Annotated in this window: 23 protein-coding genes and 2 rRNA genes; 9 read left to right on the top strand and 16 right to left on the bottom strand. The window is 53.6% G+C overall.

Translation table 11 applies throughout. The features are described from left to right. Both JG725_RS11660 and rrf read left to right on the top strand, forming a co-directional pair. Nucleotides 1-95 (top strand): 23S ribosomal RNA (locus tag JG725_RS11660); the annotation flags it as partial. A 113-nt stretch (nucleotides 96-208) separates the two neighbouring features. Then, a 5S ribosomal RNA gene (gene rrf / locus JG725_RS11655) occupies nucleotides 209-324 on the top strand. 187 nt (nucleotides 325-511) lie between these two features. Here rrf and JG725_RS11650 read toward each other — a convergent pair. The 16 genes from JG725_RS11650 to JG725_RS11575 form a co-directional block, all read right to left on the bottom strand. After that, nucleotides 512-1,738, bottom strand: a complete 1,227-nt coding sequence (locus JG725_RS11650; protein ID WP_199378097.1) for an aspartate aminotransferase family protein — start codon at nucleotides 1,736-1,738, stop codon at nucleotides 512-514. A gap of 102 nt (nucleotides 1,739-1,840) precedes the next feature. After that, nucleotides 1,841-2,431: an aminodeoxychorismate synthase component II gene (locus tag JG725_RS11645; RefSeq protein ID WP_199378096.1), complete on the bottom strand. Its 591-nt coding sequence runs from the start codon at nucleotides 2,429-2,431 to the stop codon at nucleotides 1,841-1,843. Nucleotides 2,432-2,568: 137 nt separating this feature from the next. Then, complete coding sequence (locus JG725_RS11640) at nucleotides 2,569-3,234, bottom strand: amino acid ABC transporter permease (RefSeq protein ID WP_199378094.1); 666 nt, start codon at nucleotides 3,232-3,234, stop codon at nucleotides 2,569-2,571. A 26-nt stretch (nucleotides 3,235-3,260) separates the two neighbouring features. Beyond that, nucleotides 3,261-4,031 (bottom strand): amino acid ABC transporter substrate-binding protein, encoded by a 771-nt coding sequence (locus JG725_RS11635; RefSeq protein ID WP_172290408.1) that lies wholly within the window; start codon nucleotides 4,029-4,031, stop codon nucleotides 3,261-3,263. 425 nt (nucleotides 4,032-4,456) lie between these two features. Further along, entirely contained in the window at nucleotides 4,457-4,753 is a 297-nt protein-coding gene (gene fis / locus JG725_RS11630) for a DNA-binding transcriptional regulator Fis (protein ID WP_005975342.1), read from the bottom strand. A gap of 23 nt (nucleotides 4,754-4,776) precedes the next feature. Continuing rightward, nucleotides 4,777-5,742 carry a tRNA dihydrouridine synthase DusB gene (gene dusB / locus JG725_RS11625; RefSeq protein WP_172290407.1) on the bottom strand — a complete coding sequence of 322 codons (966 nt, stop codon included), beginning with the start codon at nucleotides 5,740-5,742 and terminating at the stop codon, nucleotides 4,777-4,779. A 381-nt stretch (nucleotides 5,743-6,123) separates the two neighbouring features. Next, nucleotides 6,124-6,864 (bottom strand): carbonic anhydrase, encoded by a 741-nt coding sequence (locus JG725_RS11620; RefSeq protein WP_172290406.1) that lies wholly within the window; start codon nucleotides 6,862-6,864, stop codon nucleotides 6,124-6,126. A gap of 228 nt (nucleotides 6,865-7,092) precedes the next feature. Continuing rightward, a complete protein-coding gene (gene prmA, locus JG725_RS11615) occupies nucleotides 7,093-7,974 on the bottom strand; it encodes a 50S ribosomal protein L11 methyltransferase (protein WP_199378092.1) in 882 nt (293 codons plus the stop codon). Nucleotides 7,975-7,991: 17 nt separating this feature from the next. Beyond that, nucleotides 7,992-9,443: a sodium/pantothenate symporter gene (panF, locus tag JG725_RS11610; RefSeq protein ID WP_172290404.1), complete on the bottom strand. Its 1,452-nt coding sequence runs from the start codon at nucleotides 9,441-9,443 to the stop codon at nucleotides 7,992-7,994. Then, on the bottom strand, nucleotides 9,433-9,675 hold the full coding sequence (locus JG725_RS11605) for a YhdT family protein (protein WP_172290403.1): 243 nt from the start codon (nucleotides 9,673-9,675) through the stop codon (nucleotides 9,433-9,435). Before JG725_RS11605 ends, panF begins: the two co-directional genes overlap by 11 nt. Nucleotides 9,676-9,819: 144 nt before the next feature. Next, nucleotides 9,820-11,163 (bottom strand): acetyl-CoA carboxylase biotin carboxylase subunit, encoded by a 1,344-nt coding sequence (accC, locus tag JG725_RS11600; RefSeq protein ID WP_172290402.1) that lies wholly within the window; start codon nucleotides 11,161-11,163, stop codon nucleotides 9,820-9,822. Between the two features lie 11 nt (nucleotides 11,164-11,174). Beyond that, the gene (gene accB, locus JG725_RS11595; RefSeq protein ID WP_172290401.1) at nucleotides 11,175-11,645 is read right to left on the bottom strand and encodes an acetyl-CoA carboxylase biotin carboxyl carrier protein; all 471 of its coding nucleotides are present in this window, start codon (nucleotides 11,643-11,645) and stop codon (nucleotides 11,175-11,177) included. Between the two features lie 25 nt (nucleotides 11,646-11,670). Next, nucleotides 11,671-12,123 carry a type II 3-dehydroquinate dehydratase gene (aroQ, locus tag JG725_RS11590; protein ID WP_172290400.1) on the bottom strand — a complete coding sequence of 151 codons (453 nt, stop codon included), beginning with the start codon at nucleotides 12,121-12,123 and terminating at the stop codon, nucleotides 11,671-11,673. A 253-nt stretch (nucleotides 12,124-12,376) separates the two neighbouring features. Next, nucleotides 12,377-12,976 carry a protein-methionine-sulfoxide reductase heme-binding subunit MsrQ gene (gene msrQ, locus JG725_RS11585; protein WP_172290399.1) on the bottom strand — a complete coding sequence of 200 codons (600 nt, stop codon included), beginning with the start codon at nucleotides 12,974-12,976 and terminating at the stop codon, nucleotides 12,377-12,379. 19 nt (nucleotides 12,977-12,995) lie between these two features. After that, the gene (gene msrP / locus JG725_RS11580; protein ID WP_172290398.1) at nucleotides 12,996-13,997 is read right to left on the bottom strand and encodes a protein-methionine-sulfoxide reductase catalytic subunit MsrP; all 1,002 of its coding nucleotides are present in this window, start codon (nucleotides 13,995-13,997) and stop codon (nucleotides 12,996-12,998) included. A gap of 174 nt (nucleotides 13,998-14,171) precedes the next feature. Next, complete coding sequence (locus JG725_RS11575) at nucleotides 14,172-15,149, bottom strand: MDR family oxidoreductase (RefSeq protein WP_199378090.1); 978 nt, start codon at nucleotides 15,147-15,149, stop codon at nucleotides 14,172-14,174. A 128-nt stretch (nucleotides 15,150-15,277) separates the two neighbouring features. Here JG725_RS11575 and csrD point away from each other — a divergent pair, with 128 nt between their 5' ends. The 7 genes from csrD to yhdP all read left to right on the top strand — a co-directional run bounded on the left by csrD (nucleotide 15,278) and on the right by yhdP (nucleotide 26,292). Further along, nucleotides 15,278-17,206 carry an RNase E specificity factor CsrD gene (csrD, locus tag JG725_RS11570; protein WP_199378088.1) on the top strand — a complete coding sequence of 643 codons (1,929 nt, stop codon included), beginning with the start codon at nucleotides 15,278-15,280 and terminating at the stop codon, nucleotides 17,204-17,206. A 318-nt stretch (nucleotides 17,207-17,524) separates the two neighbouring features. Further along, the gene (gene mreB / locus JG725_RS11565; protein ID WP_009114770.1) at nucleotides 17,525-18,568 is read left to right on the top strand and encodes a rod shape-determining protein MreB; all 1,044 of its coding nucleotides are present in this window, start codon (nucleotides 17,525-17,527) and stop codon (nucleotides 18,566-18,568) included. A gap of 248 nt (nucleotides 18,569-18,816) precedes the next feature. Continuing rightward, entirely contained in the window at nucleotides 18,817-19,797 is a 981-nt protein-coding gene (gene mreC / locus JG725_RS11560; protein WP_172290395.1) for a rod shape-determining protein MreC, read from the top strand. Next, the gene (mreD, locus tag JG725_RS11555; RefSeq protein ID WP_172290394.1) at nucleotides 19,794-20,282 is read left to right on the top strand and encodes a rod shape-determining protein MreD; all 489 of its coding nucleotides are present in this window, start codon (nucleotides 19,794-19,796) and stop codon (nucleotides 20,280-20,282) included. Before mreC ends, mreD begins: the two co-directional genes overlap by 4 nt. A gap of 8 nt (nucleotides 20,283-20,290) precedes the next feature. Continuing rightward, nucleotides 20,291-20,884 (top strand): nucleoside triphosphate pyrophosphatase, encoded by a 594-nt coding sequence (locus JG725_RS11550; protein ID WP_172290393.1) that lies wholly within the window; start codon nucleotides 20,291-20,293, stop codon nucleotides 20,882-20,884. Further along, complete coding sequence (gene rng, locus JG725_RS11545) at nucleotides 20,874-22,343, top strand: ribonuclease G (RefSeq protein ID WP_172290392.1); 1,470 nt, start codon at nucleotides 20,874-20,876, stop codon at nucleotides 22,341-22,343. The genes JG725_RS11550 and rng overlap by 11 nt, the downstream gene beginning before the upstream one ends. A gap of 133 nt (nucleotides 22,344-22,476) precedes the next feature. Then, nucleotides 22,477-26,292 carry an AsmA2 domain-containing protein YhdP gene (gene yhdP, locus JG725_RS11540; protein WP_199378086.1) on the top strand — a complete coding sequence of 1,272 codons (3,816 nt, stop codon included), beginning with the start codon at nucleotides 22,477-22,479 and terminating at the stop codon, nucleotides 26,290-26,292. The last annotated feature ends 12 nt before the right edge of the window (nucleotides 26,293-26,304 follow it).

Raw genomic sequence — 26,304 nt, 5'->3', positions numbered from 1 at the left:
AGGGCCGTTGAAGACGACGACGTAGATAGGCTGGGTGTGTAAGCGTAGCGATACGTTGAGCTGACCAGTACTAATGACCCGAGAGGCTTAACCTTACAACACCGAAGGTGTTTTGGTGAGAGACGCAGAAGATAAAGATATTCAGCTTGTTTTGAGATTGGTTCTGATGGTTATGTGAAAGCATAACGGTTGGAATGAAAGGAATTTGCCTGGCGGCGATAGCGCGGTGGTCCCACCTGACCCCATGCCGAACTCAGCAGTGAAACGCCGTAGCGCCGATGGTAGTGTGGGGTCTCCCCATGTGAGAGTAGGGAACTGCCAGGCATCAATTAAAGCGGAAAGCCTCATGCGAAAGCATGGGGCTTTTTGTTTTATGTATTGTTTGTCGATGATAGCAGTCTGTCTGCGATCATAACAAAACGTCCTGACCCTCAGGCCAGGACGTTATCAATTTTAGGTGGGTGAGATATGTCGGTGTCAGGTTGGCCCACTTTTCAGGTGGCGCATGATGTCAACCAGCTGGATTCACCACCTGTTCGACGGCTTTGTGAAACAATGCCATTCCCTGTTCGATATCTTTGGGATCAATGACCAGAGAGGGGACAAAGCGAATCACATCCGGGCCTGCCATCAATACCATCACACCGTGCTCTGCCGCTGCCGCTAAAAAGTCGTGCGCTCGGCCATGCCATTGCGGCTTAAGCTCAGCCCCCAGCAGTAACCCCATGCCGCGAATCTGCTCAAAGATGCCATACTGCTGGTTAATCTTTTCTAATGCGCTGACAAACAGGTTGTGACGATCCGCCACACCCGACAGTACTTCCGGCGTATTAATGGTATCTAATGCCGCTTCCGCTACTGCGCAGGCCAGTGGGTTGCCGCCATAAGTCGTACCATGCACGCCAACCGTCATTACTGAGGCGATTTCCTCCGTGGTGAGCATCGCGCTGATTGGGAAACCTCCGCCTAACGCCTTGGCTGTGGTCAGAATGTCCGGCGTAATACCGTAATGCATATAAGTAAACAGCTTGCCCGTACGGCCCATTCCGCTCTGTACTTCGTCGAATACCAACAGAGCCTTATATTGATCGCACAGTTCACGCACTCCTTGCAAGAATTCCGGCGTCGCTGGCGTAATGCCGCCTTCGCCTTGAACAGGTTCAAGTACGACCGCACAGGTATGATCGTCGATAACCGCTTTGACCGCTGCCAGATCGTTAAAAGGAACATGCACGATATCGGCAGGTTTCGGTCCGAAACCATCAGCATATTTAGGCTGTCCGCCAACAGATACGGTAAAGAGCGTACGCCCATGAAACGCGTTATAAAACGCAATGATTTTGGTTTTATAGGGACTATGGCGTTTAATCGCGTAGTGGCGCGCCAGCTTGAAAGCCGCCTCGTTTGCTTCGGCTCCGGAGTTAACAAAAAATACGCGGTCGGCAAACGTCGCATTAATCAACTTGCTTGCCAATCGTAGCGCTGGTTCATTGGTGAAAATATTACTAGTGTGCCACAGCATTTCTCCCTGCTGTTGCAACGCCGTTACCAGCGCCGGATGACAGTGACCAAGCGCGGTAACTGCAATTCCGCCGGAGAAATCAATGTATTCTCTCCCTTGTTGATCCCACACCCGGCTTCCTTTACCTTTTACCGGGACAAACTGAGCTGGTGCATAAACCGGCAAAATAACTTTGTCGTGAGTTTCCCGGGTTACTGCTTTTTTATCTGATTCCATCTGCTTCCACGCTCCGAATTTACAACTTTCGAATGAAAATATAGTCAATAAATATGCATAAAAAATCAACTTCAGGCAATATTAAATCATCTGGAAAGAACATTATTTCCTATCTGACTCTATTTTAAGAAAATTATCTAAAAGTTGGAGTCCTTGCTGGCTGAGAATGCTTTCAGGATGAAACTGAACACCTTCTAATGGCAATGAACGATGCCGGATTCCCATGATTTCTTCACGAGTACCATCACGTTCACTCCAGGCCGTCACTTCAAAGCAATCGGGTAGAGATGCGGGATCAATCACCAGCGAGTGATAGCGTGTTACCGTTAGTGGCTGAGACAATCCGGCAAAAACACCTTTGTTACTGTGTTGTATGGCCGAAGTCTTTCCGTGCATTACCTGACGGGCGCGGACGATGCGGGCACCGAATGCCTGCCCCATTGCCTGATGTCCAAGACAAACTCCAAGGATTGGCAACCTGCCGGCAAAGTGTCGAATGGCCGTCAGTGAAATACCCGCTTCATCCGGTGTACACGGGCCGGGCGAGACAACCAGGTGCGACGGGGACAGCTGTTCGATGTCGTCCAGCTTGAGTTCATCATTACGCTTGACCAGTACTTCCGCGCCTAGCTCACAAAAATACTGATACAGGTTGTACGTAAAGGAGTCATAGTTATCGATCAGTAACAACATGTATCACCTAATATTTTAAGATAGTTTCTATTGCCTGACCGGTCTGGTTTAGCACTATGCCTGCAAACGGCGTCCAGTGAACAACAGTGATAGTTTTAAATGTCAGATCTATTGATAAGCTCCGGCTGGCGCAAACATTACTGCACGATATGACGCTGGTAATATTTTTCGAGTCTTACCTGCAACTGACTTAACACCGTGCTGAACATCAAATAAATCAACGCCGCCTCAACATAAAGAATCAGTGGTTCGTAGGTGACAGACACAATGCGCTGTGCGGATAAAAACATTTCCGGAACCGTAATCACGGCAGCAAGCGATGTATCTTTAATTAAAGAAATGAACGTATTGGATAACGGTGGCAAAGAAACAAATACCGACTGTGGAAATATGACCCAACGAATCGCCTGAACCCCATTCATTCCTAAAGAGTAAGCTGCGCTCCATTGACCTTTGGGTACGGATAATATTGCCCCACGGACAATTTCTGAACTGTATGCACCAACGCTGATCGTGAACCCGATTAAGGCGGCAGGGAAAGCATCCAGAGTGATACCCGCACTGGGGAGTCCATAAAAGATGAGAAACAGCTGAACCAATAGCGGTGTTCCACGGATAACCCAGACATAAAAGTCGCCAATCCACTTCAACGGCTTAGGGCCGTAAAGGCGGATCAGAGCAACAATAACCCCGACGGCTAATCCGAAAATAAAGGAAAGAATAGCAAGGGGGACGGTAAATTTCAGTCCCGCAGATAGCAGACTCCAGAAGGAATCTGCCATAAGTTGTAGCCAAGGTGGCATGAAAAATGATTCCGATAACAGTGCGATTATTGGGATACGTCCTGACCGAAGTATCGCACAGATATCGTTTTATAGGTGCCATCTGCTTTAATTTCATCCAGCGCGTTGTTCAACGCATCCGCAAGCTGTATCTGACCTTTACGGATTAAAATGGCCGAAGGTTCGCCTGTCGGTGAGGTGGCAGTGACTTTCACGTTAGCGTCAGGTTTGTGTTTTTTGAAGTCGAGGAAAGAAAGATTGTCGTTCAATGTGGCATCAGCACGACCGCTGAGCACCAGATCCAAAGACTGGTTAAAACCATCGGTAGGAACAATCTCCGCACCGTGGCTGGTTGCCAGCTTTGCATAGTTGCTGGTCAGGCTTTGAGCTGATTTTTTGCCTTTCAGATCGTTGAAGTCTTTGATGGTTGTATTATCGGCACGGGTGATCAGTACCGCTTTTGAGTCAATATAAGGTTTGGAGAAGTCGTATTTAGCCTGGCGTTCTTTCGTCACGCCTACCTGATTGATGACGGCATCGTAGCGTTTGGCGTCCACGCCAGCGATGAGCCCATCCCAGCGGCCTTCAATAAATTGAGCTTTAACGCCAAGTTTTTCGGCAACCGCGTGACCAATATCCACATCAAATCCAACCAACTGACCAGATTTATCGTGATAGGTATAAGGGGCATAGGTGCCTTCCGTACCGAATTTAATCACGCCGGCAGATTTGATCGCACTGAGGTCATCCTGTGCTTGTGCAAATACGCTGGTTGCAAACAGTGCGCCGGTCAGTAGAGCAAAACGTATTTTTTTCATTATGGGATCCTGTAGGTAATGGCGTCATATAACTTTTACTAATAATGAATTTACGTCATATGGTTTACTTTTATAAAGTAGATTGTGTGATGGATTATAGCAGAACTGAATATAGTAATTTTCCTGCCGGGCCAGAATGCACCGGGCTTCGGTGATTTCTAATGCCAACGTTTTCCGGGCAAAAGTCAGTAAGCGTTCATTTATCGCCATCTGTGGTAGGAATACGGGATGCGGAGCGATTCGGGATCAAGCCGGTGGGCTTTGATACCTGAAACACGACCCATATGCGCACTCCGCTACAGGGTGCTCTTGCTGCTTTTTTTCTGTACTTTCGGTGTTATTCAGCGATCTATGTATAAACATAGACAAAAAACGCCTGCCATTTCTGACAAGCGTTCTTTAAAAAAAACGGTTATGAAAAACTATCAGTTCATGCCGTATTTTTTCAGTTTCTTACGCAGGGTTCCGCGGTTGATGCCCATCATCAGGGCGGCGCGGGTTTGGTTGCCGCGGGTGTATTGCATCACCATGTCCAACAGGGGTTGTTCAACTTCAGCCAATACCAGCTCATACAGGTCACTAACGTCCTGACCATTCAGTTGGGCAAAATAGTTCTTCAGTGCCTGTTTAACCGAGTCGCGCAGGGGTTTTTGGGTTACCTGTGCCTGAGAGTTTACGGTGGAAACGGTCAGTACGTCAGAATTCACGCGTTGTTCGAACATAGTTCTGTCAGCTCTTTTTCTGTTTACGCAAGATTTTCAAAGTATGCCTCCAACGCCTCCAGCTGCTCGCCGGCATCCTCAATGGCGTTGAATGTGCGCCTAAACTGGTCGTTTGGGGCGTTCTCCCGGAGATACCAGGATACGTGCTTCCGAGCTATACGAAATCCCTTGCCTGGACCATAAAAGTCGTGCAATTCCCGTATATGCTCGATCAACAAGCGCTTAACCTCTGCCAATGGCAGTGGAGCCAGCAACTCCCCTGTGTCCAGATAATGCTGGATTTCCCGAAAGATCCAGGGTCTTCCCTGAGCGGCTCGTCCTATCATCAGGGCATCCGCCCCGGTGTAATCAAGAACCGCTCTGGCTTTATGCGGGGAAGTCACGTCTCCATTCGCAATAATGGGAATGGAAACGGCCTGCTTAACTGCCCGAATGCTGTCGTATTCCGCCGAACCATTGAACAGGCACGCGCGGGTGCGTCCGTGAATGGTTAGGGCCTGAATCCCACAGCTTTCAGCCAATTTGGCAATTTCTACACAGTTACGGTGCTCTGGTGCCCAGCCGGTACGGATCTTCAGCGTTACCGGTACGTCTACCGCTTTCACTACCGCCGAGAGGATTTGTTTTACCAAATCCGGATACTGCAACAAGGCGGAACCCGCCATCTTGCGGTTCACCTTTTTCGCCGGACAACCCATATTGATATCGATGATCTGCGCGCCGAAATCAGTATTCATTTTAGCTGCCGCAGCCATCTCGTCCGGATCACAACCGGCAATTTGCACAGCCCTGATACCGGGTTCATCACTATGTACCATGCGCAGACGCGACTTATCCGAACGCCAGACTTCCGGATTGGAAATCAGCATTTCGGATACGGTCATTCCAGCGCCCATCGTATGACAGAGTGCTCTGAATGGGCGATCGCTAATGCCAGCCATCGGGGCTGCTATCAAGCGATTGGTAAGCTGAAATTGTCCAATGTGCATAGACAAAGAGTGACCATACTGTGCCTGCAAGGGCGCGTATATTACGCATTTTTTACCTCAGATGAAAGGCCAAACTTTGACCAATTAGCCGTAGGCGATCAAAGAAAATGTGTTTCATTCTGTTAAGCGGAAATATTATTCATATTTAACAATGGGTTTTAACTATTTTGACGTTATTTCCGTTAGAAAAAATATTCCGGCCGCATGGTAATTTATCTGTAATCCGCCGTGATTTAAGTAGGAGTTACATCAATATCCTGCATTTGCAGGGGATTGCGTTGCCAATAAACAGAGAACAGAGATAAATTTTTTTTCCCGTAACGCGGCAAAAGAGATGCTTCCGGCGCCAACCGGCCGGAAGCAGCGGGCAACGTAACAGAACTAATTAATAATAACGCGGCCGTTTAAAGGTTGAACGGGACGGTTGTTCGCGTGATGAACGGCCGCGGTGAATCTGGCGATTTGATCCGCCGAAATCGTGGCGGGCTTATCCAACACCAGCCATCGTACGCCTTCAGAGCACGGCGGTGTAGTGAGTGAGCCGCTGAAACGGTAGTAGCTTTGCTGGTATGTTGAGGGTATCAGAGCATTAATATTCAGCGGCGCGGTTAATAAGACCGGTTTATTGAGCGTTGACGGCAACTGTTGCCAGGCTTTCTCAAGTTCCTGATTGGCGTCGCCCTGCGCAAACATCAAAGCCACTACCGTTAACGCACCCTGTTGGTCTTGGTAGACGAAGTGTGCTTCTAACGGGAATGCTTTGCCATCGATCTCGTTTTCGCTGGGGGCGTGGAAGTGGAACTGTTGCAGGGCGAAGGTATCGTCATCCATCACCAGCGTGTCGTTTGCACTGACGTCCACCTGGATGGTGTGCCCGTTATTGACGATATGTTGAGCGCCGGTCTGATAGGACAGCTGTAATCCGTCGTGCACGGTTTTTAGCGCGCCGTGAATATCAATCGGCGACTGGTTTTTACCGGTATCGCACAGGGAAAAATCAGGGGAGAGTTTGCCCCAGTGCGGAGGCGCTTCCTGTCCTTCATAGCTCCAGTGCGCGTGTTCGGCGGCGTGTAGTGAAAAGCAGGCGGTAAAAGCGAGGGAGGCGAGCAGCGTATACTTCATTGAACAATCCATTTAAAACACTATGATGATTCACTCTATCGGTTTAGATAACGGACGAGCGTTTGATGAGTCATCAAGGATACGCCTACTTTTTACAGGGTTAAACCGGCGAGTAAAAAAACGCCGGGAGCGTTTTTCAACGTTGCGCAACAACGGCAGTAGGTGAGGCGAGTCATAATCTCCACCAGAGGCCGATTTCCGGTGGAGAGGGCAAAGCTCGGCGGAGGATTACCGACGTATGCCGGTAATACGACACCACTCTTCTTTTTCCGCCACCGGATCAAGCCGGAATGTGTCCTGATAGGCCTCGGCGACGCTGGCTGCCTGTGTCGCCAGCACGCCCGACAGGCCCAAATGGCCGCCGGCTTTCGGTAGAACGCTGATTAAGGGCGCCAGTTCACGCAACGGGCCGGCCAGAATATTGGCGACCACCACATCGGCCGACAAATCAGCCGGCTGGTCTTGCGGCAGGTAAAGCTCAAGACGGTCGGAGACGTTATTTCTTTGCGCGTTATCGCGGCTTGCCTGAATGGCCTGCGGATCGATATCAATGCCGATGGCGCGAGCGGCGCCCAGCTTCAGCGCGGCGATCGCCAGAATGCCGGAGCCACAGCCGAAGTCGATAAGGGTTTTACCCTGTAAATCCAATCCATCCAGCCATTGCAGGCAGAGTGCGGTGGTCGGGTGAGTGCCGGTGCCGAAAGCCAGCCCCGGATCGAGCATCACATTGACGGCGCTCGGATCGGGGACGTCACGCCAGCTTGGGCAAATCCACAGACGCTCGCCAAAGCGCATCGGATGAAAGTTGTCCATCCATTCGCGTTCCCAGTCCTTATCTTCCAACTGCTCGATTTTATGCTTAAAATCGACGCCCAGCAGCGGTTCTTGCTCCAGCATCGCGACAACGGCGGCCATCTCGGTTTCCGCGTCATATAAGCCGATGACATCGGTATCGCCCCACAGCCGGGTTTCTCCCGGCAGCGGTTCAAACACCGGCGTATCGTGCGTATCCTGAAACGTAACGGATACCGCACCGCTTTCCACCAGCGCGTCACCCAATTGTTCCGCATGGCGGCCAGAAGTATTAATTTTCAGTTGAATCCACGGCATAGCAATCTCTATTACATTTAAAGTGAAGTTGAAGCGATAACCGGTTGAGGGGCCTGATGACCAAACCGATTACCGACAAGAAACGCCATCAGGCTCAGCAGCAGCGATGGCACAATGGGGTGAAAACCGCCCGGTTGAAGATGCAAGCTGGCCAGTAGGGTATAGCAAATAGCGCCGCTGAACATGGCGCTCAATGCGCCGGTCGCATTGGCGCGCTCCCAGTAAAGGCCCAGCACCAGCGGCCACAGGAACACGGCTTCCAGCCCGCCGAATGCCAGCAGATTGAGCCAGATAATCATTTCCGGCGGCCGCCAGGACGCCAGCAGCACCAGCAACCCCAGCAACAGCGTCGTCATGCTGGAAAGACGCTTGATGCGACGCTCATTGTGTATCTGCTGCGGTCGTACGCTGAGATAGAGGTCTTTGATTATCGTAGCCGAGGCCTGGAGCAGATGCGCATTGATATTGGACATGATGGCCGCCATTGGCGCAGCAAGGAAGATCCCCGCCGCCAGCGGCGGTAAAACGTTCACCATCAGCGCCGGCAGCACCTGATCCGGGATGGTCAGATTGGGCATGACGGCCCGGCCCAGCGCGCCGGACAAATGCATCCCCAGCATCAGGATACCGATCACGATGGTGCCGATAATAATGCCGCGATGCAGCGCCTTGCTGTCGCGGTAGGAGATACAGCGCACGGCGGTATTGGGCAGGCCGATAACCCCAAAGCAAACCAGCACCCAGAACGACGCCATAAACGGCATCGACAGGATTTGATCGCTGCCCTGCGGCGTGACCAGCGCCGGATCGATCTGTTGCAGTTTATCCACCGCGCTGTGTAAACCGCCCGCCGCATGGATCACGCCCACCAGCAGGATCACCGTGCCTAACAGCATCACGATGCCTTGCATGGCATCGTTAAGTACGCTGGCGCGGAAGCCGCCGAACGCGGTGTACAGCGCGATGGTGACGCCAAAAATCAGCAGGCCGATATCGTAGGGGATGTTGGCCGCGGTTTCCAGCAGGCGCGCGCCGCCGATAAATTGTACCGCCATCGCGCCGATAAAGGCGACCAGCAGGCTGATGCTGGCGAACCATACCAGCAAACGGCTGCCGTAACGGGCGTACAGCATGTCATTGAGCGTGATGGCATTGTAACGTCTGGCCAGAATGGCGAATTTCTTTCCCAGAATGCCCAGCGACAACAGCATGGTGGGCAATTGGATCATGGAGAGCAACACCCAGCCCAGCCCATACTTGTAGGCCGCGCCCGGTCCGCCGATAAACGAACTGGCGCTGACATAGGTGCCGATCAAAGTCATTGCCAGCACGAAGCCGCCCATTGAACGCCCGCCGAGGAAATACTCGTTGAGAAAGTTACCCGCCTGACGGCGACGATAGGCGTATACCGACAGCCCGAAAACCAGCAGCAGATAGCCCAGCAACGGTAACAGCACTTCACTTTGCATCGTCATTCTCCAGTGAGATATCGCGGAAAACGATGCGGACCATCAGCCAGCATAAGAGGGTAAAAACAAGCGGCAGTAGCAGACAGGCCATTTCGAACCAGTGAGGAAGGCCGGTAATGCCCTGTGCGCTGTCGGGCAGGTAAGCCGCCAGGATCCAGGCGAGCAGGTAAGCCAGCGTTAGGAAAAAGGCCCAGCGGGCTTCTCTATGCGCCTGAATGAAACGTGTATCCATTTTTTTCTTCACAGTAAGCCGGAGCAATGGTGTTGATGTAATGTATCCGGGAATTTTACGCGCCCGGTCTGAATTGACGGAAAAACAAAAAGGCCGGTTTTCACCGACCTTTTACTCACATGACGATAGAAAATCGGGCGATAGTTACTGCAAACCGAGCTTCTTCTCCAGATAGTGGATATTGGTTCCGCCTTTCTGGAAGTTTTCATCGTTCATGATCTTCATCTGTAGATCAATATTGGTTTTGATGCCGTCAATGATCAACTCAGCCAGCGCATTTTTCATCCGCAGAATCGCCACTTCACGGGTTTCGCCGTAAGTGATCAACTTGCCGATCATGGAATCATAATACGGCGGCACGGTATACCCGGAATAGATATGCGATTCCCAACGAACGCCAAAACCGCCGGGCGCGTGGAAGCGGGTAATTTTACCCGGGCTCGGCAGGAAGGTGTTCGGATCTTCGGCGTTGATGCGGCATTCCACCGCGTGGCCGCGCACAATCACGTCTTGCTGTTTGATGGACAAAGGCAGACCGGCGGCAATGCGCAACTGCTCTTTGATCAAATCCACGCCGGTGATCATTTCGGTTACCGGATGTTCCACCTGAATACGGGTGTTCATTTCAATGAAATAGAACTCGCCGTTTTCGTACAGAAATTCGAACGTACCCGCGCCGCGATAATTGATGTCGATACAGGCTTTCGCGCAGCGCTCGCCGATAAACTGACGCAGTTCGCTGGTGATGCCCGGCGCGGGAGCTTCTTCCACCACTTTCTGGTGGCGGCGCTGCATGGAGCAGTCGCGTTCGGCCAGATAAATCGCGCTGCCCTGTCCGTCGGCCAATACCTGGATTTCCACATGACGCGGGTTTTCCAGATATTTTTCCATATATACCATGTCGTTATTGAAAGCCGCTTTGGCTTCCGCACGGGTCATATTGATGGATTGCTCCAGCTCTTTATCGCTGCGCACCACGCGCATGCCGCGACCGCCGCCGCCGCCGGACGCTTTGATAATCACCGGATAGCCAATGCGTTTGGCGAAAGCGCGGTTCTTATCCATATCGCCGTCTAACGGGCCGTCGGAACCCGGCACGCAAGGGACGCCGGCTTTTTTCATCGCGCTGATGGCGGAGACTTTATCACCCATCAGGCGGATGGTATCGGCGCGCGGGCCAATAAAAATAAAGCCGGAGCGTTCAACCTGCTCGGCAAAATCGGCATTTTCCGACAGAAAACCATAACCCGGATGAATAGCGGCAGAGCCGGTGATTTCCGCTGCGGAAATGATCGCCGGGATATTCAGATAGCTTTTGGTAGACGGCGCCGGACCGATGCACACGGTTTCATCCGCCAGTAATACGTGTTTCAGATCGCGATCCGCGCTGGAGTGAACGGCAACGGTTTTGATGCCCAGTTCTTTACAGGCACGCAAAATACGCAGCGCAATCTCTCCGCGGTTAGCGATAACGATTTTATCTAGCATGGTAAGCCTCGTTATTCGATGACAACCAGTGGCTCGTCAAATTCAACCGGTTGACCGTTGTCGACAAGGATCGCTTTGACTACGCCCGCTTTGTCGGCTTCGATTTGGTTCATCATTTTCATGGCTTCGACGATGCACAGCGTATCGCCAACATTGACTTGCTGGCCCACTTCGACAAACGCTTTAGCGTCAGGGCTTGGGGTGCGGTAGAACGTACCGACCATTGGAGAACGAACGATATGGCCGCTGATGGCGGCAGGCGCAGCCGCGGCCGTATCCGCAACCGGCGCCGGCGCGACGGCGGCAGCCAGAGCGGGCTGCTGTTGCATCATCGGCGCATAAGCCTGCTGCATCATTGGGTAAGCGGGGGCCGCCGGGGCACGACTAATGCGTACTGATTCTTCACCTTCAGAAATTTCCAGCTCGGCGATGCCTGACTCTTCAACCAGTTCGATCAGTTTTTTGATTTTACGAATATCCATGAATGGGGTTCCGTACTCTTCTTGTTTAGTTGGAAGTTGACAAGCGTTTCACCGCTGTCTGTAAAGCATAGTTATAACCATCCGCCCCGAGTCCGCAAATCACGCCTGCCGCGATATCGGACAGGTAGGAGTGATGACGAAAAGCCTCACGTGCATGCACGTTGGACAGATGAATTTCGATAAACGGGATGGCGACAGCCAGCAGCGCGTCACGCAACGCAACGCTGGTATGCGTAAACGCCGCCGGATTAATCAAAATAAAATCCGTGTTCCCTCTGGCCTGATGGATTCTTTCGATCAAGACATGTTCCGCATTGGATTGCAGATGGGAAAAACTCACATTCAGCGCCTGCGCCTGTGTTTCCAGGTTGCTGATAATCTCAGCCAGCGTGGTGCTGCCGTACTTATCCGGCTCGCGGGCGCCCAGCAGGTTGAGGTTAGGGCCATTCAAAAGCAAAATGTGAAACTTTTCGGCCATTGTGCTGCTATCTCCCGCGATTAGCCCAGATTTTAAAAATAGTGTCGCACAAAATAGCGCGAAGCTCTTCGTTTGTCACCTTTCGCGATGCAAATTGTGCGGCGCTGAAAAAGTAAAGTCGTGCATTATAACTATATCGTAGCAATTAGCAGCCAAATACTGGTCTTATCTGCGGAGATATTCGACCGATGTTCGGCAATATTCGGTGAAAGACAGGGCGTGTTCGCGCGATGAACCAGAGTCGGACGGGCGGTTATCGCCACCATCGGCGAAATTTTTTATAACGAAACAATAACAAGATCAGAGCGATGAGCGCGTATAAAACGGGTTGCGGCGACAGCGTCTTAACCGACCAAAGATAGTGTATCGGAGCGAGAATAGCGATCAGGTAGATGAAATTATGCAGTTTTTGCCAACTGGCTCCCAACTTGCGCATCACAATGTGGGGCGATGTTAATGCCAACGCCAGCAGCATCAGCCAACTGATGACGCCGAGCGTTAAATAGGGGCGTGAAATCAACTCGCTTCCCAGTAATTCGAGGTTGTTGAATCCCAGTTCCAACAGAGCGTAACTGACCAGATGCAACGTAGCCCAGGCGAAACACCAGAGTCCGATCGTGCGGCGGCAACCAATCAGCAGCGGTTGTTTGCCGTAGCGGGCCAGCGGCGTGACCAGTAGCGTGGCGAGTAAGAGTTTCAGCGCCATTCGGCCGGTAAAATGCTGGATATCTTTGGCCGGATCGGCGCTCAGCCACCCTTGTTCGACGGCCAGGAACAGCCATGGCAGCGGTAAAAAAGCCGCCAGATGGATCATGACTTTCAGCCATTTGATATGTCGCGAAGTCAGCCGCATTCAGGTGTTATCCCGTGATTCAAAAGTTATCCCTTAGGTTCAGTCCCTTATACAGTGAGGCAACCTGTTCGGCATAACCATTGAACAGCCGTGTTGGCTGGCGCTGTACATCAAGCAGGCCGCCAGCGCCGATGACGCGTTCCGTTGCCTGTGACCAGCGGGGATGGTCGACATGCGGATTGACGTTGGCATAAAAGCCATATTCACCGGGCGCCGCCAGATTCCAGGTCGAGGGCGGGCGATCGCGGGTGAGGCGGATATGCACGATGGACTTGATGTTTTTAAAACCGTATTTCCACGGTGCGATCAATCTTATCGGCGCGCCGTTCTGCGGCGGCAACGTTTTACCATAGACACCGACGGTCAGCAGCGTCAGCGGATGCATGGCCTCGTCCAGCCGTAAGCCTTCCACATAAGGATAGCTTAGCCCGCCGCCGAGAAAGCGATCCTTCTGACCGGGCATTTGTTCCGGATCGTGCAAGGTCTGGAAGGCGATATAGCGGGCGTTACCGGTGGGCTCGGCAAATTTGATAAGCTTAGCCAGCTCAAAGCCGATCCACGGCACCACCATTGACCAGGCCTCGACGCAGCGGAAACGATAGATTCGTTCTTCCAGCGGAAACCGTTTCAGCAGGTCATCCATATCCAGCGTAATGGGTCTGGCCACCTCGCCGTCGATGTGGATTTTCCAGCCTTCGGTTTTCAATCCGCCGGCATTCGCGGCGGGATCGGCTTTATCCATCCCGAATTCATAGAAATTATTATAGCCCGTGACCTTATCTTCCGGCGTGAGCGGCAGATCCGGTCGCCAGTTGGCGGGTTGAGTAAAGGATAACGGTTTGCCCGGCGGCGCTTTGGGACGATCGTTGCCTTTAAACCAAGCCAGCAGATCGGCCTGTGCCGATAATGGCAGCGACCAGGCGGCAGCCGTGACGCCCAGCGCTTTTAACACCCGTCGGCGGTCATGAAAAACGGATTCCGGCGTGACATCCGCCGCCGTCAATTTACGATTTTTCTGCATGATGAACTCCCGCCGGTTTCAGACTGACTGACGTTACGTAGCGTATTGACGTTACCGCTTACCTTATAGATTAGTCGAGGCGCGCGTCCATAGCGCAGGAAAAAGACGGCTATGCGGAGGGATAAAATAATCACACAAGGTCATCCGTGCCGGATGACCTGTGCGTTCGGGGGATTACCTGATTTTAACCAACGTCCGGCCCGTTACGTTGTTCGCCATCAGCGCGGCGGCGGCGGCGGGAACGTCTTGCAGCGTAATTTCGTGAGTGACCTGTTGATAGAATTCCGGCGGTAGAATATCCGCCAGACGTTGCCAGGCCTGCTGACGACGCGGCTGCGGCGTCATCACGGAGTCAACGCCCTGTAGACGAACATTACGCAGGATAAAAGGCATTACGGTCGTTGGAAGCGCAATGCCGCCTGCCAGACCACAGGCGGCAACGGTGGCGTTGTAATCCATTTGCGCCAGCAGGGTGGCGAGCACCTTGTCGCCGACGGTGTCTATGGCGCCGGCCCAGCGTTGTTTTTCCAATGGGCGCGCATCGCCGCTGAATTCGCTGCGTGCCAGCACCTGCCTGGCGCCCAGCTTTTGCAGATAATCGGTGTTGCCGGCGCGGCCGCTCACCGCGGTAACCTGATAGCCCAGCGCGGCAAGCAGGGCCACCGCCGTACTGCCCACGCCGCCGCTGGCGCCGGTCACCACAATGTCGCCGCTGTCAGGCGTCACGCCGCCGTCTTCCAGCGCCATCACGCATAGCATGGCCGTGAAGCCCGCGGTGCCGATCACCATGGCCTGACGAACATCCAGCGCCGGAGGCAGAGCAACAAGCCAGTCACTTTTTACACGCGCTTGTTCAGCCAGACCGCCCCAGTGATTTTCACCGACGCCCCAGCCGGTCAGAATAACCGACTGACCCGGTTGGAAACGGTCGCTGTCGCTGTGGCGAACCGTTCCGGCGAAGTCGATGCCGGGAACCATCGGAAACTGGCGGATAATTTTACCTTTGCCGGTGATGGCCAGCGCATCCTTGTAGTTGAGGCTGGACCAACTGATATCGACTGTGACGTCTCCGGCGGGGAGTTGATCCGTATCGAGTTCACGGATTTGCGGCTGAATAAGTCCGTTTTGCTGTTCGAGCACTAAAGCCTGCATGTATGCTCTCCTGTGACAGGATAAAAAGTGTGGCATGAATTAACGACTATATTTGTAACTGCTAATATGCGCACTGATAAAAAACAAGAAACCCACAGAAACACGTTTACCAGGAATAGGACGCAGGGATGGGATTGACAACCAGACTCTCCATGCTCATGACACTGCTGACGACATTGGCTGTTTGCTTAATGCTGTTCAGCAGTACTTTCAGTTTCTTCTATTATAGTCATCAGAGAACGACGCAACAGTTAAGAGAGATTGCGGTCAGCATCGATCAGGCGCTTTTAGTGCAATCACCTGAAAGCATCAGATTTTGGTTACCGGTAATGATGAAAACGGCGGGCGTCGTGGCGTTGGAGATCCGCGATACGGAATCAGCGCTGTATTCGGTGCGGTTGCCTGAAGCTGATGATAACCGCGCCTGCGTATACCGTGATGCCCAGCTTCCGCTTATGCACCATTCGGAGATGGCGGTGACCGCGACCTACATCGATCCGCTGTTTGGCGCGCCGCGCGTTCTGATCTCGGTGCTGGCGGCGATTGGCCTGATGGTGCTGGTGCTTTATCTGTCGGTTCTCTGGCTGCGCCGCCAAACCGCCGGACAGGAGGAGCTTGAAGCGCGCGCCAAACGTATTCTACACGGCGAGCGTGAGTCCGTTATGCACGGATCGGCGCGCGAGTGGCCGGTGAATGCCAGCGGCGCTATCGATCAACTGCTGGCCGATTTAGTTGAAGCGCGTGAGGAGCGCAGCCGGGTCGATACCCTGATCCGCGCTTTCGCCGCGCAGGATGCGGAAACCGGGCTGAGCAATCGCCTATTCTTTGATAATCAATTGACGACGCAACTGGAAGATATTGAGGACGTGGGCACGCACGGCATCGTGATGATGATCCGTCTGCCTGACTTCGAAACCTTGCAGGAAACGCATGGCTATGGCGGCGAGATCCAGGAATACAGTTTTACGCTGGTGAATTTGCTGTCGACGTTCGTGATGCGCTATCCGTCAGCGCTCCTGGCGCGTTATTTTAATAGTGATTTTACGGTGTTATTGCCGCATTGCACCCTCAAAGAAGCGGATAACATAGCGGCGCAGTTAGTAAAAGCCATCGATATTCTGCCTGTTACGCCGTTGATCGATCGCGAGGATATTCTCCATATCGGTATTTGCGCCTACCGCAGCGGGCAAAGTTCGGAACAGGTGATGGAAAGCGTAGAAGACGCGACGCGTAATGCCGTGTTGCAGGGCGGCAATGGCTGGTGCGTTTTTGATCGGCAGGTGCCGGAAAAAGGCCGCGGCAGCGTGAAGTGGCGTACGCTGCTGGAGCAAACGTTAGCCCGTGGGGGGCCGCGGCTGTATCAGAAACCGGCAGTGACCCGGGAAGGCGTGGTACATCACTGTGAAATGATGAGCCGCATCTATGACGGTACGCAAGAGTTGCTGGCGGCGGAGTATATGCCGCTGGTACAGCAGCTTGGCCTGACAGCCAGCTATGATCGGCAACTGATTTCCCGCATCATCGCGCTCTCCGTCAGTTGGCCTGATGAAACACTGGCTATGCCGGTTAGTGTGGACTCACTTTTGCAAAAGACATTTATCCGCTGGTTAAAGGAAACCTTGCTGCAATGTCCGAAAAAGCAACGACAACGCATTTTATTTGAACTTGCGGAGGCCGACGTCTGTCAATATATCGGTCGTTTGCGGCCGGTACTGAATCTGGTGCTGGGATTAGGGTGTCGTCTGGCGGTCACCCAGGCGGGTTTAACGTTGGTCAGTACGACCTATATCAAGTCATTACAGGTGGAAATCATCAAGCTTCATCCCGGTCTGGTTCGTAGTCTTGAACGTCGTCCGGAAAATCAGTTGTTTGTGCAAAGCCTGACGGAAGCCTGTAAAGGAACGCAAACCAAAGTTTTCGCCGCCGGGGTTCGAACCAAAGCCGAGTGGCGAACGTTATTGGACAAGGGCGTTTACGGCGGGCAGGGCGATTTTTTTGCCTCTTCGGTTCCGGTGAGCGATGAGCTGAAAAAATATTCACCGCACTGTCGTGTTTAGTGTAAAAGTCCGTGTCGAATTGACGTAGAATGAGTCGGCTATCGATTCGGTTAGTGTGTGCTCACATTAATGGTAATCGGATTAAATGCCAGATTTTATGTTCTGTGTTAGTACTATCCTGTGGGGCGGAAAGTGATAATCTGCCTTGCTGTTTGGGGAAAAGGCGTTTTACGCTGCATGCCTTTTTTAAAACCGATAGTACGACACAGACTTTTTTCACCGAAGCAGAGCGTTTTCGTGCCTTGTCGCTGCTTCGTGTGGTTGGTAAAGTAGGCGAATTTATTTTTCGCCCCCAGCTTGCAGGATTATCCTTTCGTTATGTTTAAGAAATTTCGTGGCATGTTTTCCAATGACTTGTCCATCGACCTGGGTACCGCCAATACCCTGATTTATGTTAAAGGGCAGGGCATCGTACTGAATGAACCCTCGGTGGTGGCTATTCGTCAGGATCGCGCAGGTTCTCCGAAAAGCGTCGCCGCCGTAGGCCATGACGCCAAACAAATGCTGGGCCGTACCCCTGGCAATATTGCTGCAATTCGTCCGATGAAGGACGGCGTGATTGCGGATTTCTTTGTGACAGAGAAAATGTTGCAGCACTTTATCAAGCAGGTGCACAGCAACAGCTTTATGCGTCCCAGCCCGCGTGTTCTGGTTTGCGTGCCTGTCGGCGCCACACAGGTGGAGCGCCGTGCTATTCGCGAATCCGCGCAGGGCGCCGGGGCGCGAGAGGTGTTCCTGATTGAAGAGCCGATGGCCGCCGCGATTGGCGCGGGCCTGCCGGTTTCGGAAGCCACCGGTTCCATGGTGGTGGATATCGGCGGCGGCACCACCGAAGTCGCGGTGATTTCACTCAACGGCGTGGTGTACTCATCTTCCGTTCGTATCGGCGGCGACCGCTTTGACGAAGCGATTATCAACTATGTTCGCCGTAATTACGGTTCGCTGATCGGTGAAGCGACGGCGGAACGTATCAAGCATGAGATCGGTTCGGCTTATCCGGGCGATGAAGTGCTTGAAATTGAAGTTCGCGGCCGTAACCTTGCCGAAGGCGTACCACGCGGCTTTAACCTGAATTCCAATGAGATTCTGGAAGCATTGCAGGAACCGCTTACGGGCATTGTCAGCGCGGTGATGGTGGCGTTGGAACAATGTCCGCCGGAGTTGGCGTCCGATATTTCCGAGCGCGGCATGGTGTTGACCGGCGGTGGCGCGCTGTTGCGCAATTTGGATCGCCTGCTGATGGAAGAAACGGGGATCCCGGTCGTGGTGGCTGAAGATCCGTTAACCTGTGTGGCCCGTGGCGGCGGTAAAGCGTTGGAAATGATCGACATGCATGGCGGCGATTTATTCAGCGAAGAATAACCCGGCCGGGAGGATAAAGGGGCCGTATGGATGAATAGCAACGTTTTTCATCCCGCGTAGCCCCTTTTTTATGGCGGGCTATCCCTGCCCGCCACCCTACGGGCCGTCACTACGTGACGTTGAAAAACGCTCCGGCGTTTTTTTATGGCGGGCAGTCCCTGCTTGCCACCCTACGGGCCGTCGCTGTGCGACGTTGAAAATCGCTCCTGGCGATTTATTGCTGTCGAGGAAAGGAATACGCTAATTTTATGAAGCCGATTTTTAGCAGGGGACCTTCCCTGCAACTACGACTTTTCCTTGCCGTCGTTACCGCGATTTTTGTGATTATTGCAGACAGTCGGCTTGGCGCGTTCGTTAAAATCAGAACCTATATGGATACCGCCGTCAGCCCTTTCTACTTTCTGGCCAACGGCCCGCGTCAGGTGCTGGATAACGTGTCTGAATCTTTGGCGACCCGTGAACAGCTGGGGCTGGAAAACACCGCGCTGCGTCAGGAGTTGCTAATGAAAAACAGCGACTTATTGTTATTGGGGCAACTGAAGCAAGAAAACGCCCGTTTACGTGAGTTGCTGGGTTCTCCGCTGCGTCAGGATGAGCAAAAAATGGTGACGCAGGTGATTTCCGCGGGAACCGATCCCTATAGCGATCAGGTTGTCATTGATAAAGGGCAGGTAAACGGCGTGTATGAAGGCCAGCCGGTCATCAGCGACAAAGGCGTGGTCGGTCAGGTGGTGGCGGTCGGGCAGTTTACCAGCCGGGTGTTGCTGATTTGCGATGTTTCCCATGCGCTGCCTATTCAGGTTCTGCGCAATGATATCCGCGTGATTGCCGCCGGTAATAGCTGTACTGACGATCTGCAACTGGAACATTTACCCAATAACACCGACATTCGCGTCGGTGATGTGTTGGTGACGTCCGGGCTGGGCGGGCGCTTCCCGGAAGGCTACCCTGTTGCGGTGGTATCCTCGGTGACCGTTGATACCCAACGGGCTTATACCGTGATTCAGGCTCATCCGACGGCCGGCTTGCAGCGTTTGCGCTATCTGCTGCTGCTGTGGGGCGTGGACAGAAATTCAAGCGCCGCTTTGCCCGCCGCCGAAGTTCATCGCGTCGCCAACGAGCGCATGATGCAGATGATGCCGCAGGTGTTGCCTTCTCCTGACGATATGGGGCCGCCGCCGCCGTCGGTTGCCGACCCCGCCGCTACGCCGCCGGGGGTACGCCAATGAATCGCTATCGCCGACACGGCAACTGGGTTATCTGGCTCTCTTTTTTGATCGCGATGGTATTGCAGATCATGCCATGGCCGGAGCAGATTTATGCCTATCGTCCTTCCTGGCTGACGCTGTTTCTCATTTATTGGGTTATGGCGTTGCCGCATCGGGTCAACGTGGGAACCGGGTTTGTGCTGGGTATGATTATGGATCTGATTTTAGGATCTACGCTCGGTGTCCGGGCGCTGGCGATGAGTATTGTTGCTTACCTGGTCGCATTTAAATTTCAGCTCTTCCGTAATATGGCGCTATGGCAGCAGGCGCTGATTGTGATGTTGCTTTCGCTGTTGATGGATTTGATAGTGTTCTGGGCTGAGTTTCTGGTGATTAACATCTCTTTCCGTCCGGAAACATTCTGGAATAGCGTGGTTGATGGCGTGTTGTGGCCGTGGCTGTTCCTGCTGATGCGTAAAATACGCCGTCAGTTCACCGTGCAATAAGGCTGCTCATGAATCAACTTTATCTGGCCTCTTCCTCTCCCCGCCGCCGGGAACTGTTGGCGCTGCTCGACATTCCTTTTGCCCTTTTGAGCGTGGCGGTAGAAGAACGGCGGTTGCCGAATGAAGCGGCGGATGCTTATGTCCGCCGGCTAGCGCATGAGAAAGCGTCTGCCGGCGTCGTGATTGCTCCGTCTGATTTGCCGGTGCTGGGCGCGGATACTATTGTGGTATTGAACGGACAGGTGTTGGAAAAACCACGGGATGAAGCGCACGCCGCAGAAATGCTGACGATGCTTTCCGGGCGGCAACATCAGGTGATGACCGCCGTGGCGTTGGCCGACAGGCAGGATATTTTAAGCAGTCTGGTGGTGACCGACGTCGTATTTCGCCGGCTTTCCCGTCAGGACATTGAGCATTATATCTCCAGCGGCGAGCCGATGGATAAAGCCGGTTCCTACGGTATCCAGGGCAAAGGCGGATGCTTTGTTAAGGCGATCCAGGGAAGTTATCACGCTGTGGTAGGATTGCCGCTGGTGGAAACACAAACGTTGTTCAGTAATTTCGCTGCGCTGCGGATGACGAGAGGAAAACATGACTGCTGAGTTACTGGTAAACGTCACGCCTTCGGAAACGCGGGTTGCTTATATTGATGGCGGTATTTTGCAGGAAATCCACATTGAGCGTGAAGCCAAGCGCGGCATCGTCGGCAATATCTATAAAGGCCGCGTGAGCCGGGTATTGCCGGGGATGCAGGCGGCTTTTGTGGATATCGGGCTGGATAAAGCCGCGTTCCTGCATGCGTCCGATATTATGCCGCATACGGAATGTGTCGCCGGTGACGAACAGAAAAACTTTCATGTGCGCGATATCGCCGAACTGGTGCGTCAGGGACAGGATCTGATGGTGCAGGTGGTGAAAGATCCGTTGGGCACCAAAGGCGCCCGTCTGACGACGGATATCACGCTGCCCTCGCGCTATCTGGTCTTTATGCCGGGCGCTTCACACGTTGGCGTTTCACAGCGCATCGAAAGCGAGGTCGAGCGCGAGCGTTTAAAGAAAACGGTCGCCGACTATTGTGACGAGCACGGCGGGTTCATTATCCGTACCGCCGCGGAAGGGATCGGCGAAGAAGAGCTTTCTCAGGACGCCGCTTTTCTAAAACGCCTATGGAGCAAGGTCATGGAGCGTAAAAAACGCCACCAGACCAAATATCAACTTTATGGCGAAGTCGCCCTGGCGCAACGGATCCTGCGTGATTTCGCCGGAGCGGCGCTGGATCGCATTCGCGTGGATTCCAGACTGACCTACGATTCGTTGCTGGAGTTTACCGCGGAATATATCCCGGAAATGACCAATAAACTGGAACATTACGCCGGTACACAGCCCATCTTTGATTTATTCGATGTGGAAAATGAGATTCAACGGGCGTTGGAAAGAAAAGTCGAATTGAAGTCCGGCGGTTATCTGATTATCGATCAGACCGAAGCCATGACCACCATTGATATTAATACCGGGGCATTCGTCGGCCACCGTAATCTGGACGAGACCATTTTCAATACCAATATCGAAGCGACCCAGGCGGTGGCCCGGCAGCTTCGGTTACGCAATCTCGGCGGCATCATCATCATCGACTTTATCGATATGAACAATGAAGATCACCGCCGCCGCGTGCTGCATTCTCTGGAGCAGGCACTAAGTAAAGATCGGGTAAAAACCAGTATTAATGGCTTCTCTCAACTAGGATTAGTAGAGATGACGCGTAAGCGCACCCGTGAGAGTATAGAGCATGTTCTGTGTCATGAGTGCCCGACCTGCCACGGGCGGGGGACGGTAAAAACCGTCGAAACGGTCTGCTATGAAATCATGCGCGAGATTGTGCGCGTTCACCATGCTTACGATACCGATCGTTTCCTGGTGTATGCCTCGCCGGCGGTAGGCGAAGCGCTGAAAAGCGAAGAGTCGCATGCGCTGGCCGAGGTTGAAATTTTCGTCGGCAAACAGGTCAAAGTACAGATCGAGCCATTGTATAGCCAGGAACAGTTCGACGTCGTCATGATGTAAGTTTGCTTACGACCGACAACGCCGACCGGCGGGTGTTTTCGTACACGCGCATGGCTGGAGACGGCATACTCCCCCGATACCCCAATGAAAGCGGCTTTCGCTCGTCGTCGGTGACGAAAACAAGGAGAAATACGTGAGGCGACTGCCCGGAATATTATTAGCCACGGGCGCCACTCTTATTGTGATTGTTGCGCTGTTAGTCAGCGGTTTAAGATTGGTGCTGCCACAGCTCGATCGCTTCCGGCCACAGCTGGTGGAATGGGCGCAGTCCGCCGCCGGGGTTCCACTGGAAATCGGCTCGCTGCAAGGGCGCTGGGAGTCTTTCGGCCCCACGCTGGAAATTGAAAATTTTCAGACTTCCCTGCCGGAGTCGGACTGGCGGGTTGAACGTATTACGCTGGCGCTGGATGTCTGGCAATCATTGCTGCATGGACGCTGGCAGTTCCGCGATCTCACCTTCCATCAGCTACGGCTTGATCTCAATACCACGCTGTCCGGAACGCGTGAGGATGGCGACCTGCTGGAGTCGGGCAAGCTGAGCGACCTTTTCCTGCGCCAGTTCGATCATTTCGATCTGCGCGACAGCCATATCTCTTTTCTTACGCCATCCGGCGCGCGCGCTGAATTCAGTATTCCCCAACTGACCTGGCTGAACTCGTCTAAGCGCCATCGCGCCGAAGGGCTTATCAGCCTGTCGAGTTTTAACGGTCAGCATGGCGTGGTGCAGATGAGAATGGATTTGCATGACGATCAGGGGGTGCTCAATAACGGCACGCTGTATTTGCAGGCCGACAATATTGATATGAAGCCCTGGTTCGGCCGCTGGATGAAGCATAACACCGGTTTGGAAAGCGCTGATTTCAGCCTTGCCGCCTGGCTTAACGTGCGCGAGGGCGATATTTATAGCGGCGATGTGTTTCTTCGTCAGGGAACCGCCGCCTGGGGCGAAGGTCAGGATAGGCATCGCCTGAACGTTGACGATATGGTTTTGCACGTTAGCCGTCAGGAAAATGGCTGGCAGCTTGCCGTGCCTGCGCTGAACATGGCGACCGATGGCGTCCCCTGGCCGACAGGCCGGCTTGCGGCGCTGTGGCTGCCTAAAAATGAACCGATGTTGGGGCCGGATCGTCAGGAAGAATTACGCATTCGCGCCAGCAATCTGGATCTGGCGCGTTTTGGCGCGCTGCTGCCGCTATTGTCCACCACGACGCCGGCGTTAAAGGAACGCTGGCAGTCGCTGCAACCCCAGGGCCGGCTTAGTACGCTGGCGGTGGACATTCCCCTGCAACAGCCGGAGAAAAGCCGCTTTCAGGCCCGATGGCATGACGTAAGCTGGCAGGCATGGCAGCGATTGCCGGGCGTGGATCGCTTTTCCGGCGCCGTCAGCGGCAGCGTCGAACACGGCCAGCTGGATTTGGGGCTGACGAACAGCACGCTGCCGAACAACGGGATGTTCCGCGCGCCTCTGGAAATCAGTCAGGCCAGCGGCGCCATCAACTGGCGCTATAACGATCGCGGGTGGGAGCTGTGGAGTCATGGGTTGGATGTTCAGGCCAAATCGCTGTGGGCCAACGGCGATTTCCGTTATCAGCACCCTGAAAAGGGGGCGCCGAAACTGGATATTCTGGCGGGCTTGCGGCTGACCGACGCGGCGGATGCCTGGCGCTATTATCCTGAACCCTTTATGGGTAAAGAGCTGGTGGATTACTTAAGCGGCGCGCTCAAAGGCGGCCAGGTGGATAATGGCACGCTGATTTTTGCCGGCGATCCGCAAAATTTCCCCTATGTGCATAACGAAGGACACTTTGAAGTCTGGGTGCCGGTTAAAAATGCCACCTTTGAGTTCCAACCGGGTTGGCCTGCCCTGACGCCGCTGGATATTAATCTGGACTTTGCCAATAACGGCCTGTGGATGTTTGCGCCGCAGGCCTGGCTGGGAAAAGTGGAAGGCAAGAACATCAGTGCGGTGGTGCCTGATTATGCCAAAGAAAAACTCCTGGTTGACGGGGAGTTAAGCGGTCCGGGGCCTGAGGTGGGGAATTATTTTCAACAAACGCCGCTGAAATCTTCGTTGGGTGCGGCGCTGGAAGAATTACAGCTTGGCGGACAGGTTAACGGAACGCTGCATCTGGATATCCCGCTGGCGGGAGACGAGGTTCAGGCCAGTGGCGATATCGTCTTGAATAATAACAGCCTTTATATCCAGCCATTAACCACCACGATAAAGAACCTTAGCGGTAAATTCCATTATGACAACGGTAACCTGCGTAGTGAAACCCTGCAAGCCAACTGGCTGGATCAGCCCATCACGGTGGATTTCACCACGGAAGAGCAGGAAAGCGCCTTCCAGGTTAACGTAGGGCTTCAGGGCGCGTGGCTGCCTTCTCGTTTGCCCGGCATACCGAAACCGCTGGTCAGTCAAATTGCGGGTACGGCGAACTGGAAAAGTACGGTTGCCGTCAGTTTGCCCTACCAGGGAAAAACGACGTATAACGTGGATATCGACGCCGATCTGGATAAAGTAAGCAGTCACTTACCCAGTCCGTTGGATAAGGCGGCGGGGGCGCGTTTGCCATTGCAGGTTAAAGCGAAAGGCGACCTGAACGGATTTGCGCTGAACGGCCGTCTTGGCAAGAACCAGTCGTTCAACAGTCAATGGTTGCTGAAAGGCGATGCGGTAACGCTGGCGCGAGGCCGTTGGCAGACCGGAGCTGACGCCTTGCCGTCGCTGCCGCAAGCATCGGCGCTGGTTCTCGACCTGCCGCCGCTGGATGCCGAACGCTGGCTCGGGCTGCTGCCGTCTGCGCATTCATCGCTGAACGCTAATGAAACGGCCGGTCGCTTCCGTTTCCCGACGGACGTCACCGTGCGAACGCCTGAGCTTCAGCTGTTGGGGCAGCGGTGGCACGATCTAGCGATTAGCCGTAAGGATACGCTGAGCGGCAGCGAGGTTCAGGCGCGGGGGCGGGAGATCGATGCGACGCTTGATATACCGCGGCGCGGGATATGGCGCAGTGATATCCGCTATCTCTATTACAACCCGCAGTGGAAAGGGAATGAAGCCACCAATCCGGTTGTGCTGGCTGAGAAAAAATCACCGCTGAACGATCCCGGCATCAGTTTTGAGGATTGGCCGGCATTACAGATAAATTGCCGGCAGTGCTGGCTTGTCGGGCAGAATCTGGGGCGAATTCAGGGAACGTTGCAGCCCGAAAAAGGGAAACTGACCTTAAGCGATGGCCTCATTGATACCGGTAAAGCCCGGCTGACGGTGAATGGCAACTGGCAGGAAAATACGCAAGGCGTCCGTACCGCCCTGAAAGGGCGTCTGTCGGGCGCGAGTCTGGTGGAGAACGCGGATTGGTTTGGCGTCGATACGCCGCTGCGCGCCGGCTCTTTTGATGTCGATTATGATCTTTACTGGCGCGGAACGCCCTGGGAGCCGGATGTCGCCAGCCTGAGCGGTATTCTGCATACGCGTATCGGCAAGGGGGAAATCGCCGATGTGGGAACCGGTCAGGCGGGGCAATTACTGCGTTTGATAAGCTTTGACGCTTTGCTGCGTAAGCTGCGGCTTGATTTTAGCGACACCTTTGGCAGCGGTTTCTATTTTGATTCTATTCGCAGCACCGCATGGATTAAAGACGGTGTTCTGCATACTGATGATATGCTGGTCGACGGTCTGGAAGCGGATATCGCCATGAAAGGCGATGTCGATCTGGTGAGGCGTCAGGTTAATATGGAAGCGGTTATTGCGCCGGAAATCTCCGCCACGGTAGGGGTGGCGGCGGCGTTTGTCGTGAATCCGGTGGTGGGCGCCGCCGTGTTCGCCGCCAGCAAGGTGCTGGCGCCGTTATGGAACAAGATTTCGCTGATCCGCTACCAGATTACCGGTAGCCTCGATCAGCCGAAGATTCAGGAAGTGCTGCGTGAGCCGAGTCGGAAGTAAAGACATCAATGG

It is taken from the genome of Brenneria sp. L3-3C-1 (assembly GCF_016456245.1).
GTDB lineage: Bacteria > Pseudomonadota > Gammaproteobacteria > Enterobacterales > Enterobacteriaceae > Brenneria.
Note: the sequence above shows the minus strand (reverse complement) of the source record. Positions and strands in the feature narration are given on the sequence as shown.